This window comes from Bacillus sp. CBEL-1 (assembly GCF_004348885.1).
Lineage (GTDB): Bacteria > Bacillota > Bacilli > Bacillales > Bacillaceae_H > Priestia > Priestia aryabhattai_A.
Window position 1 is genome coordinate 317111 of record NZ_SBIM01000011.1, and the last position, 12485, is coordinate 329595.

A 12485-nucleotide genomic window follows, 5' to 3' on the forward strand; every position below is an offset into this window, starting at 1 on the left:
CTTTATTCTTTTATAAATCCTAATTCTTTCAATAAAGTCTCTAACTCTTTTGATTGTTCATCTAAAAATACTTTAAATTCTTCGCTGTCCATGTATTGTTCATCCCAGCCGTAAGATTCACGAACCTTTGCAAATGATTTTGAATCTGACGCTTTCTTAAAGATTTGTTGATAATACTCTAATTGCTCTTTTGTCATATTAGGAGGTCCAAAAATACCACGCCACACAATAAACTCTGTATCAATTCCTTGTTCTTTCCCTGTTAGTAAAGTACCTAAAAATTTATCTCCTTTTAGTCTTTCGGGTGACGTGATACCCAGAACCTTCATTTTTCCAGCTCGTGCTTGTTCAGCTGCGTCTAATACACCGGTTGAAACGACATCTACACTACCATTTAAAACAGCTGTCATCGCTCCACCTTCTTGGTCAGAAATGTAACGAATCTTTGTAATATCAACCCCTGCTGCGTTTGCAAACAATATAAACTGCATATGATCCATGCTTCCCGGTGAAGAGTTTCCAATAACAGTTACTTTTTCTGGCGTTTTTCTCATCTCAGCAAAAAGCTCTTCTAAGTTATCCCAACGAGCATCATCACGGACTGCAAAAGCTCCGTAATCCGCAATTAAATTCGCAATAGGTGTAAAATCTTCATATCCATAAGGAGACTGTCCATTCAATGCGACAAAGTGTAGAGGTGGTGAACTAATAAAAAGATTATGAGGATCGTTGCGCTTGTGGATGTACGCCCAGCCAACAGCGCCTCCTCCACCTGGCTTATTTACAACTCCAAATCCTTTGTTTGCTAAGTTTTCTTCATCAATTGTACGTGCTAGCATACGTGCAGTAGTATCCCATCCTCCACCTGCTGCAGATGGCGCAATAATTTCAATAGATCGATCTGGCTCCCATTCTCCTTGTTCATTAACTTTTCCTTGTTGAACTGGCATGGAACAGCCGGTTAATACAACTAAGCTTACACTAAGTAAAACTAACCATTTTTTAACCAATGAAAGCGCCTCCTTTTTGTTTTTAACTAATTTTACCTACCGCACTTCTTTTTGTAACCGTTTTCTTTTTAAAGTGTATTAAGTTTATTTTGCAAATTAAGTTCATTTTGTTCACAAAAAGAAGCTTTCAAAGAATGGACTCTTTGAAAGCTTCTTATTCGGAAGAAACAACATAGTATTTTCGCTCTGGTCTTCCAACAATCCCATATACCAGTTCAGCTTTTGCTTCACGAATAGAGATTAGATATTCTAGATATCGTCTTGACGTAGTGCGAGAAGCGCCTAGAAGCTTGCCAAGCTCTTCTGCTGTAATTCCTTCCTTTTGCTGTTGTAATAATTCTCTTACTTTTTCTAAAGTTAATTGATCAATACCTTTTGGAAGATGATTTCCATCTATTTTTTTTATATTTTTAAATTGAAAAAGCTGATCTGCCATCGTTTGAGTAATTTTTTGCTGAGAATTTAAGACCAGATTATTTCTGCTTACTTTCTCAATCGCATCAGAAAGACGCTGAAGTTCAATTGGTTTGACTAAATAATCAATGACACCAAGGTTATACGCATCTTTTAATATGCTTATATCCGTTGCCGCTGTGATTAATATTACCTGTACAGTTAAACATTCTTCTTTCAGTTGGTGAATTAAGTCTATTCCTGTTTGATCTGGCAGATATACGTCTAATAAAATTAAATCAGGTTGCCAGTTCTTTAGTTCCTGTAGGGTTTCTTTTGCCGTTGCAACGGTTTTTACTTCGTTTACTTGCTTTAAGCTTTTTACATACTGACAGTGAATATCTGCTACTCTGTAATCATCTTCTGCAATTAAAACATTCATATCATGTCGCTCCTGTTTTTGGTATATGTATGTGAACAACAGTCCCATGTGGCTGGTTTTTTGATAGATAGATTGTTCCATTTAGTTCATCTAAAGCAGCTTTCACAAGAGCTAACCCAAAACCCCTATGTCCCCCTGCTTTTGTAGTATAACCTTCATTAAAAACAAGGTTTAAATCTTTATTTTTAATACCGCTACCGTTGTCTCCTAACTCAATAATTAGTTCACCATCTACATCTGTTAGAAACAAATCGACGAGCGGTTCTGTTTGTTCTGCTACAGCGTCAAACGCATTATCAATAATATTTCCTAATATAGTGACTAAAGGTGCCGTCATTTTGGTCGGCCAAGTCTTGTGAACCATGCTATCTTCATCAATAACAAAATCAATTTTCTTTTCAGAGGCTTTTGAAAGCTTGCCAATTAAAACCGCTTGTATAGTTGAATCATTTACTCGTTCAAATAGTACACGTTCATATATTTTTTGCTGACCAATTTCTTCGTGAATGAATCGTTTAGCTTTTTCACCGTGCCCCAGCTGTAGCCAGCCAGAAATAGCATAGAGCTTATTCGTATATTCATGAGTTTGCGCACGCAAATCTTGAGAATACTGTTGAACCTCTGATAAAGTGTTGAGCAGCTCTTGAACGTCAGATTTTTCTTGGAAACTTGCTACTTTGCCCGCGTAACTATCTTTGTCACCAATCATTTTATAGTGCACGAGCAGCGGCTTTTTATGGTAGATTGTTTCGTAGTGACCAACGGCTAGCTGATTCGCAAGCACGTTTGAAATTTCTGAGTTCCTTAAAGCTTTTCGAATTGGTTGGCCGATAATATTCTCTCTAATTCCAAGAATTTTTTTACCTGAATGGTTAATGAGCGTTACGTTCCCTTTTTGGTCTGTTGCAATTAACCCTTCATTCAGTGCTTCTAGAATAGCTTCCCTCTCTTTATACAATCTAGCAATTTGATAAGGCTCTAAACCAAATGTATCTCTGCGAATACTTCTCGCAAGCATAAAACTACCTACAACACCACTAATAAAAATAAAAGCAAGCCAAATTGAAAAAGCTGCAAGCCCTTGTCCAAATAAAGAGTCTACATAAGATAGCATAAAGCCGACAGATACAACGCCAATAATCCTATTATTTTCATCATAGATAGGTGATTTTCCCCTCACTGACATCCCAAGAGAGCCTTTTGCAAATGAAATATAGTTTTCTCCTTCAATAAGAGCTCGTTCATTGTCTCCACCAATCATCTTTTGACCAACCTTCTCTTTATGAGGATGAGTATAACGAACTTCATCTGCATCACCAACTACAATAAATTCTGCACCTGATTGTTTTCTAATTCGCTCAATAAGTGGCTGAATAATTATAGCGTTTTCATTTTGTAGAATAACTTCCTTTACAAGTGGCATTTCTGAAACAGCAATTGCCGTTGTTAATGCTTTTTCTCCCATTAATTCACGCGTCTGTTTTCGTTCAAAATAAACATATACAATGGTTACCATTAACATGATCATCGTAACCAAAATAGAAATCAAAAACATAAATTTACGCTCTAACGGCCAACGAGCCTTCACTTTGCAACGCCCCCTACTATTTTAGTATAACGAGAGATGTAGATAATTGGTAGGCTTAGTTAGAATTATCTGATTATTTTAAACCTTGGTTATTTAGTTTATAAAAAAACCTTACTAATAAACAGAAGTTGCTTTGTTTTTAGTAAGGAGAACATATTCTTATATAGACTTTTCATTGCGTCGATATAAAAAATTCATTTTAACTTTCATTATTTTATTTAATACTTTTTAATACTCTTGAATATCAGTAATATACCATTCTCGGTCTTTTTTCTTCAGAAAAAAGATAATGTTTTCGTTCTCAGTTGCTTCATCTTCACTGATTGAAATTTGTGTATATACTTTTGCTTCACTATGTAATAAATCCATGTCAGTTGACTGTATATAAGCGTCCATTCGGGAGCCTGTATACCCTAAAAGACTCTCTGAAATAGGTAGGAAATCCATTAACAACTCGCTCGCATCTATTCCTAATGTTGCCTCACTAATTTTCCCTGCAAAGCTCATCGCACTTTTCATTTGATTAACTTCTTGATTGTCAAACATTCCAATCATTGCTCGCACATTTTGATGATTGTAAGCTGATACGAAATCATTTACCTTGTCCTCTGGTTTATTGAAATATCCCATATAAAAAAGAAATACTCCAGCACACACAACTATTAATAAAATTTTTTTCCACTTAAACATGTCTTAACGCGTTAGCTCTCCAATCTCCAATAGTATATTAGAACTACTTGATAGTCATTTTTCAACCTAGGCTATCTAAATTTAAAGAATGTTTTACGGCTTTATAACTTGATAAATTATTTCCTAACAGAAATGTTTAAGTTCATAAAAATCCTTTTAATATAAGTGTTCTTTATTAAATATAACTAATTATTTTATAGTAAGCAACGACTTCTTTTCCTTTAAAATCATAATTATAAAGTTTTTCATACATACTATTTCTAGTATTTATGTATCAATTAACTTAATCCAAAAAAGTATCAATATACCTATTACCAATTTAAAGAATGAGAAAATCCTCCAGCATATCTAAACAAGCTAGAGGATTAATAAGAGAATAAATATTAGTTGTAAAAAAGATTTTACTTCTTACTATCTGAATAAAAATAACAAAGGTATAACTCAGCCTTTACATAAAGAGTGGAATAATTAAACCTGTTAACAATAAGATTAGAGCACCACCTAATCTAGAAGCGATTTGTGCAAATGGCATGAGCTGCATACGATTAGAGGCTGAAAGAACGGCTACGTCACCAGTTCCCCCCATATTAGCCATACATAAACCTGCACATATCGCTGATTCAATTGGGTAAAATCCAACTAATCGTCCAAGCAGTGCTGCTCCAATTACGGCACCTAATACAACGCCTGCTACTAGTAAGATATACTGCAGGCTTAGTGCTTCTAACACGGCATTTAAATCCGTATACGCTACACCAATTCCAAACAGTAAAGCGAGTGTCCATGTTTTAGCAACGAATTGATACCATTGGCTCGCACCTTCTACAACATTTTCAGGAATTAAGTTTGCAATTTTAGCAACTGCAACAAGAATAATCATCAAAGCATATGGATGAAGCGGAATAATTGCGCCTAATAAATGGCCACACGCAAAGAATAATAGAGCAGCTAGTAACCCAATTCCCATTTTCGAGATATCAAACTTTGATTTCTTTTCTTCTATTTTTAAGCCCGGGATAAGCTGGCCGTTTCCTGATAATGAAGGAATTTTATTACCTAAACTGTTTAGTAAACTTGCAAAGATAATGGCAAATACATTACCTAATGCTAATGCAGGAACAAGAATTGAAATATAATAACTTGGTGAATTTCCAAGTGATTCAGAATAAACCTGAGCCATCGGAATTGCTCCAGCTCCCATTCCTCCACCTAGGATTGGAAGAGTAATAACTAAGATAGCATCTCGAATTGAAAAACCAATGAGTGCTCCTACCAAACCTGCAATAACCATAGCTCCAATCACTGCACCAAAGATTGGAACAAAATAGCGAACACCAATCTTAATGAGTACTTTTGAATCCATCCCTAAAATACTGCCCGTAATTAAAGCAGCAATATAAAAGTCTAAAAATCCAGCAGTGGTCATAAACTCCGTTACATTTGTCGTTACGGTTTCAGGTAAAAGCCCACTGTATACCATATAAGCGGAACCAAAGATAGCAACAATAGCGCCTCCGCCTAAGTATGATTTAATGATTGGCAAACGATCTCCAATCCAACCTAAAGCTTCACCAAATACAACCATGACAAGTAAACTTCCAATCATTCCAGCAGGTAGGTTACCTGTATAAACCGTTACAACTGTGATAGCTAAAAACAAAGCAAACCATAAGATGGGCATTCCCATAATTTTTGGCTGCATATTGTTTTGCGAAAGGTCATATACCTTTGGCTTTTGATCTAAGACATCTGACTTTCTCAATGGCTTTTCCATACGCTTTATCCCCCTTTTGTAATCGTTTTCAAATTGACTTATAGACATTCTAAATGATTTTTAACAAGCGTTGATAGATTATGAAACTTATTAAAGTTTTGTAATTAAAAAAAGTAAAATACTTTTTAACTACAGTAAAATTACTGAAATATAAATAAAAAAGCCATTTGAAAAAATCTTCAAATGGCTTTTTTATTTATTTAAAGGCTGGAATCGCTGTTTCGTCGTACTTTTCTTCTAAGAATTTACGAACTTCTGGGCTTGTCATTACTTCAGCTAGCTTCTTAATTGAATCTGAATCAGCGTTATCTTTGCGCGCCACTAAGGTAATCGCAAAATCATTGTCTACTCCTTCAGTAAGAAGTGCATCACTTTTTGGGGTTAAGCCAAGAGGTGCAGCATAAGCTGGCGTCATGACTACCGCATCTGCATCATCATACATTCTCGATAGCATTAATAAATCAACTTCTTTAAACTGAAGGTTTTTTGGATTCTCTTTAATGTCGGCCTTCGTATAATACGTATCTTTCTTCTCACCTAACTTGATAACATCATGCTGTGCAAGCAGAGAAAGCGAACGATCAATGTTAGAAACATCATTAGCAATGGCCACAGTCGCACCATCAGGTAATTCTTCCACTGACTTGTAGTTCTTCGAATATACACCATAGTTTGCAAAATAAATTGGCTCAACGGCTACTAATTCTGCGTTGTTATTACGATTAAATTCTTTCATATACGGCACATGTTGAAAGAAGTTTGCATCTACTTCTCCAGCTGCAAGCGCGCTATTTGGCTGTACGTTGTCACTTAAGACTTCTACTTGTAAGTTAATTCCTTCTTCCTTTAGCTTTGGCTTTACAAGGTCTAAAATCTCTGTCATTGGTGGTATTAAAGAAGCTACTTTTAACGTCACTTCTTCTCCATCTTGTCCTTGCTTATTTTTATTTTCCTTTGCTTCGTTTGGTTGGCCACAACCACTTAATGCTACAACAAGCACCAACATAAAAAAGAATAGTTTTTTCATTTTTTCCTCCATTACTTATCTTTTATCCAATACTCTGGCTACAGTCATTCCAATAAATTGAACAAACTGCACCAATACAATCATAATAATAATCATGTACATCATTAAATCTGTTTTAAATTGTTGATATCCATACCGAATGGCAAAATCACCAATTCCTCCTCCACCAACAACTCCCATAATAGTGGAATACGAAATAAAGCTAATGATTGAGGTCGTCAGTCCAAGAATTAGGCCTGAACGTGCTTCTACATAAACAAACTTAAACATAATCTCTCGAATAGATGCCCCCATAGAAATTGCTGCTTCTATAACGCCTTTAGGCACATCTAACAGCGATTGCTCCACAAGACGTGAATAGTGTGCAATCGCAATAATTGAGAGTGGAATTGTTGCTGCTGCTGTTCCAATTGCTGTCCCGAGGACAAACCGAGTAAACGGTATGAGGAAGACGACTAGTAATAAAAATGGAAACGAACGAATCGTATTCACCAAGAGGTTTAAGGTTGAAAATATAAGCTGATTTTCAAGCAGTTGTCCCTTGCGACAAAGAAACAAAAAAGTGCCAACGGGAAGGCCGATGAAAACCGCAGCTAAAATTGAAACACCCACCATGACAAAGGTTTCACCAATAGACTGCCAAATTTCAGTTTCGTATTGCGCCAAAACTTCAAGCATTGTTCGCTTCCTCTCCCCGTGTTAATTGATCTACAAAGTATTGTGCCCCATTGTCCTTCATTTGAACACCGTTTGGGTTTGTAATGACCGTTTGATAAATAGATCCATTTTCGAGAACGGTCACACAATTGCATATGCTTTTAATGACTTCCATCTCATGACTAACAATGACAATCGTCACACTTAAGCGCTTATTAATATCTTCTAAGACTTTTAGTATGTCAGCGGTGGTATTAGGATCTAGAGAGGAAGTTGGCTCATCACACAGTAAAACTTGCGGCCTATTTGCTAGGGCACGTGCAATGGCCACACGTTGTTTCTGCCCACCGCTTAGCTGAGACGGATATTTACCTTTAAGCTCTTCTAACCCAACAAAGCGTAAACATTCAGATACGCGCTTTTTCTGCTCTTCCTTTGGCGTTTGTGTTAACTCTAGTGAAACAGCCACGTTATCGTACACCGTTTTATTTGAAATGAGATTAAAGTGCTGAAAAATCATCCCAATTGATTTTCGCGCTTCGCGAAGCTTTTTTCCACTCATCCTTGTTAGGTTTTGAGCATTCACTTCTACTTCTCCTTCATCAGGAATTTCAATTAGGTTCATAAGGCGAAGCAACGTTGACTTTCCTGCTCCGCTCGCTCCTATAATTCCATGAATCTCACCACTATTTATCTCTAAAGACACTTCTTTAATTGCTTCAAAATGTGAAAATCTTTTGCTTACACGATTTAATTTAATCATGAAAAAACCCCTCCTTTCTTTAATTGAAGGGTGAGAATATTCGTATGAATAGATATATTTAAGAAATGATACAACGCTGTTTATTTTAACATTATTTTATGTGATTTTATTAATTTTTACTATATATTCAGCTTGGACTTTACATGCTTTTATTCTTAATTGCTTCGGCAAGTTCATATAAAGCACGCTGTTCTTTAATTTGATAGGTTCTACCTTCTTTTTGCAAATATCCTTTCTCACAGAACTGTGTCAACACATGCAATAAATGACGATAAGAAACGCCGAGGTAGTCACAAACAATCACATGCTTTTCTCGGTAAAATCCTTTATCAGCCGTTTGTAAAATAAAGTCTGCAAGCCTATTTTCTAGAGGAAAAGCTAGGCTTTGTGAGTACTTAGCTGCCATCAACGTTGCTTTTGCACTCAAGAACTTTGTTAATTCCCGAAGAAACTTAGCATCTTCAAGCAACCTCGTGCGACATTGCGAAAACGGCAAGGCAAAGCAAATTGTTTTAGTAGAAGCTTGAATACCTTTTGTATAGTACACATCGTTTAACAATTCCATTTCACCAATAAAATCATGCGCGCTAATAAAATTAATAAGCGATACTTTTCCATTTTGATGCGTTACATAGATTTTCGCTTTGCCTTCTGTCACATAAAACAAAAAATCTGGTCTTTTCCCTTCGCGGATAATCCATTCATCTCGCTTATACTCTCGCACTTCAAGAAATTCTTCAATTGGAAAAGAAAACTGATTAGCAATTGAATAGCTTTCTAGATACAACTGTTTTTTTTCGCCTTTGTAAATTTCCATCTTCCACCTCAAAACTATGAGATATCTCATAGTAATCTTATTTATTCTCATGATATCATGCCATTGATAAGGAGGATATCAATGAATACACAACGTTGGATGAGTACACATTTTTTTAGTTTTTTTCTGACATGGGGAATTTTTCTACCTTACTGGTCAGGCTGGATGATTCAAACAAAAGGAATTAGCGTTTCAGAAGCTAGTTTTATTATGAGTATTGGATTAGTGGCGCGAGGTCTTTCTACACTATTTGCTTTTCCCTATTTATTAGAAAGAATCAGCAATAAAGCACTTTTAAATATCGCGGGAATTGGCACATTGATTGGAATTCTTTGTTACATTCCAGCTAATTCGTTTACAAGCTTACTAGTCGTAACCGTCTTTTTGCATATTTTTTATCCAACCTTAATGCCAGCTTTAGATAGCGTCGCGGGTGTTCTTGTACAAAGCAAGCAGCTGAAACACTACGGAAAAAGCCGCCAATGGGGATCTATTGGGTTTGTCTCTGTAGGTATCCTGTTAACTGTGTTTACAGGAATATTTGGGGATAACGTCATTTTTTGGGCGCTATTGCTTGGGATTAGCTGCTTTGTGGCTCTTAGCTTCACAAGTGCTCCGGATATTTTATCGCAGAAACCTCAAGTAAATCCAAGTAAAAAGGTAAATATCTTAGATTTATTTCGCACTAAACATTTCTTAGTTGTACTTGTTATCGTAGTGCTTCTCCAAGCTGCCCATGCTACTTATTACAACTATGGCTATATCTTTTTAAAAGAAATTGATGCGCCAATCTATCTAATCGGTGTCATTATCAATATTGCCGTTATTGCTGAGATTATTTTCTTTTCGATTGCAGATAAACGCTTTAGCCGGTTTTCACCGGGTACCCTATTAGCATTAGCTGCAGCTGGCTCTTCTCTGCGATGGGTGTTAGTATTTATTTTTCCAAACATTATTGTCTTTTGTATGGCCCAAACCCTACATGCGTTTTCATTTGCGATGGGGCACTATGCTTTCATGAAGTACCTAACAGCAAACATTCCACATACACATATTCCAAAAGCTCAAGGCATGTATTCAGCTTTCGCACTCAGCTGGAGTACGGCTGTATTTACAGTTTTCGGTGGCTTCTTATATGAAATTGAGCCAAGGTATGCTTTCATTGGAATGCTTGCATGTAGCTTACCTGCGATGTTAATTGCACTTATGTACCGGAAACTAGAAGTGGAAAAGAAGGTTTTATTGTCTGCTTAGATTTGATTAAAAAGAAGCTGGTTTAAGTTAAACCAGCTTCTTTTTTCTATAAAAGTAGAGTTTTTACTTATGATACGGTTCACCACGATTAATCCGAAACGCACGATAAATCTGTTCAACCAACACCAAGCGCATAAGCTGATGTGGGAACGTCATCTTTGAAAAAGAGAGCGTAGCGTTTGCTCTTTTCATCACTTCATCGCTTAGCCCCAGTGATCCTCCGATGACAAAAGCTATCTTGCTTTTTCCATATGTAGCAAGCGAGTCTAAATCTTTGGCCAACTCTTCAGATGAACGCTGTTTGCCATTAATCGCTAAAGCAATAACATGTACATCTTGCCCAATTTTACTTAGTATGCGCTCTCCTTCTTTTTGCTTGACCTGAACCATTTCCGACTCACTCAAATTCTCAGGTGCTTTTTCATCGGGAAGTTCGATAATCTCTATCTTGGCATAAGGCGCTAATCGTTTTAAGTATTCGTTAATGCCTTGCTTCAAGTATTTCTCTTTTAATTTTCCGATCGATACAATTGAAATATTCAAAATAATCTCCCTTATAAATTATCCACAGATTTTATCCACATATCCACAATATATATACACAACCTGTGTTTTTTTAGTTTTCCACTGTGTATAACGCTGGATTTTCGCAGTATTCACATACATGATTGCGCTCATCTTCAGTTATTTCTTTAAAAACTGGGGCTAACTCAATCTCATCTACGGCTACATCTAACGCTAATTCTGTATGTTCTAAGCAACAATAAATTTTCAAATTATGATCTCCTTTCTTTTTCACAAGTATCAGTAAAAAGACCACAGAGAAAGTTTCTCTGTGGATAACTTTTAGTTTATAATGACTCGCGTGATAGCTTCACCGTGACCGTTTGTTTTTTGCCTTGTCGATAAAACGTCACTTCCATACTATCACCTATTTCTTTGTCGATATATAAATGCTTACGTAATCCTACTAAGTCTTTAATATCTTCTCCATCTAAGGCAACAATAACGTCATATTCTTTTAAGCCTGCTTTAGCAGCTGGTGAGCCATTTGCAACGTTTAATACGGCAACACCATTTACAACGTCTTGCGGAAGCTTTAACGTTTCTTTTAGATGATAACCTGATATTTCGCTTAACGATAATGTTCCAACACCTAAATAAGGCCTTCTTACTTCTCCATACTTTTCTAAATCATCTACAACAGGTCTGGCCATATTGATTGGAATAGCTAAGCCAATTCCTTCAACTTCTTGCTGAGAAATTTTCATGGAGTTAATTCCAATTAACCTGCCGTCAATGTTAATTAAAGCACCGCCACTGTTACCAGGGTTAATCGCTGCATCCGTTTGAATAACTTCTGCTTGCCAATCAGGGCTTCCATCACCATTTAAGTCCTGTGGAATGACACGATTGACACCAGAGACTACACCTTGTGTTACAGAACCAGAGAACTGCAGTCCAAGAGGGTTTCCAATAGCAATAACCGGCTCCCCAACTTTCAGCTTATCTGAATCCCCATAGTTAGCAATTTTGGTTACGTGTTCAGCATCAATCTCAATAACGGCTAAATCCATTAACTCATCGCTTCCCAATGTGCGTGCAGGTACTCTAGATCCGTCATACAAGCTGACTTCAATTTGCTTGGCACCTTGAATCACATGATGATTTGTAATGATAAAGGCTTTGTTTCCCTGTTTTTTATAGATGACACCCGAACCCGTGCCAGCGTCTGTCCCACTTTCATTCCAAAAACTTTCGCCTTGCTGAATATTTACTACTCCAACCACTGCTTCATTAACTTGGTTCACAGCTTTTGTAGTATCTGTGTTTACATCAACAGATACCGTTTTCTGAACAATATCTTCACCATTTTGAATGGAGCCTTGACTTTCTTCTGCTGGAGGGTTTGGAAGTAAATTTGATTCCGATAAAAATGGAAGTGCAATGACAACCACTATTCCTCCAATGATTGCTCCTATTAATGACGACAGAAACCAGCCTCCACGTCTTCTTGGCTTTTGACGTGAAGGAGACGGTTCACGATTCTCATCATAATGTTCCATATCC

The 12485-nt window shown here is 36.6% G+C and carries 13 protein-coding genes; 1 reads left to right on the top strand and 12 read right to left on the bottom strand.

Annotated elements, in window-relative coordinates; genetic code table 11:
* Positions 1-2 precede the first annotated feature (2 nt).
* The 9 genes from EPL02_RS09735 to yeiL all read right to left on the bottom strand — a co-directional run bounded on the left by EPL02_RS09735 (position 3) and on the right by yeiL (position 9161).
* On the bottom strand, positions 3-950 hold the full coding sequence (locus EPL02_RS09735; protein ID WP_094911226.1) for a tripartite tricarboxylate transporter substrate binding protein: 948 nt from the start codon (positions 948-950) through the stop codon (positions 3-5).
* 214 nt (positions 951-1164) lie between these two features.
* Positions 1165-1845: a response regulator gene (locus EPL02_RS09740; protein WP_094910959.1), complete on the bottom strand. Its 681-nt coding sequence runs from the start codon at positions 1843-1845 to the stop codon at positions 1165-1167.
* 1 nt (position 1846) lies between these two features.
* Positions 1847-3433, bottom strand: coding sequence for an ATP-binding protein (locus EPL02_RS09745; RefSeq protein ID WP_286175387.1), 1587 nt, complete (start codon positions 3431-3433; stop codon positions 1847-1849).
* A gap of 228 nt (positions 3434-3661) precedes the next feature.
* Complete coding sequence (locus tag EPL02_RS09750; protein ID WP_131887564.1) at positions 3662-4063, bottom strand: hypothetical protein; 402 nt, start codon at positions 4061-4063, stop codon at positions 3662-3664.
* Between the two features lie 508 nt (positions 4064-4571).
* The gene (locus tag EPL02_RS09755; protein WP_094910957.1) at positions 4572-5897 is read right to left on the bottom strand and encodes a 2-hydroxycarboxylate transporter family protein; all 1326 of its coding nucleotides are present in this window, start codon (positions 5895-5897) and stop codon (positions 4572-4574) included.
* A 196-nt stretch (positions 5898-6093) separates the two neighbouring features.
* A complete protein-coding gene (locus EPL02_RS09760) occupies positions 6094-6924 on the bottom strand; it encodes a MetQ/NlpA family ABC transporter substrate-binding protein (RefSeq protein ID WP_131887565.1) in 831 nt (276 codons plus the stop codon).
* 15 nt (positions 6925-6939) lie between these two features.
* Positions 6940-7602, bottom strand: coding sequence for a methionine ABC transporter permease (locus EPL02_RS09765; RefSeq protein ID WP_094910955.1), 663 nt, complete (start codon positions 7600-7602; stop codon positions 6940-6942).
* Positions 7595-8344, bottom strand: coding sequence for a methionine ABC transporter ATP-binding protein (locus EPL02_RS09770; RefSeq protein ID WP_131887566.1), 750 nt, complete (start codon positions 8342-8344; stop codon positions 7595-7597). Before EPL02_RS09770 ends, EPL02_RS09765 begins: the two co-directional genes overlap by 8 nt.
* Positions 8345-8483: 139 nt before the next feature.
* A complete protein-coding gene (gene yeiL, locus EPL02_RS09775; protein ID WP_094910953.1) occupies positions 8484-9161 on the bottom strand; it encodes a transcriptional regulator YeiL in 678 nt (225 codons plus the stop codon).
* Between the two features lie 81 nt (positions 9162-9242).
* Between yeiL and EPL02_RS09780 the strand changes: the two genes are divergently transcribed.
* The gene (locus tag EPL02_RS09780) at positions 9243-10415 is read left to right on the top strand and encodes an MFS transporter (protein ID WP_131887567.1); all 1173 of its coding nucleotides are present in this window, start codon (positions 9243-9245) and stop codon (positions 10413-10415) included.
* Positions 10416-10478: 63 nt separating this feature from the next.
* Here the strand turns inward: EPL02_RS09780 and rlmH are convergent, their stop codons facing one another.
* The 3 genes from rlmH to EPL02_RS09795 form a co-directional block, all read right to left on the bottom strand.
* The gene (rlmH, locus tag EPL02_RS09785) at positions 10479-10958 is read right to left on the bottom strand and encodes a 23S rRNA (pseudouridine(1915)-N(3))-methyltransferase RlmH (RefSeq protein WP_131887568.1); all 480 of its coding nucleotides are present in this window, start codon (positions 10956-10958) and stop codon (positions 10479-10481) included.
* Positions 10959-11031: 73 nt separating this feature from the next.
* Positions 11032-11190 carry a CxxH/CxxC protein gene (locus EPL02_RS09790; protein ID WP_131887569.1) on the bottom strand — a complete coding sequence of 53 codons (159 nt, stop codon included), beginning with the start codon at positions 11188-11190 and terminating at the stop codon, positions 11032-11034.
* A 76-nt stretch (positions 11191-11266) separates the two neighbouring features.
* A complete protein-coding gene (locus tag EPL02_RS09795) occupies positions 11267-12481 on the bottom strand; it encodes a S1C family serine protease (protein ID WP_131887570.1) in 1215 nt (404 codons plus the stop codon).
* Between the last annotated feature and the right edge of the window lie 4 nt (positions 12482-12485).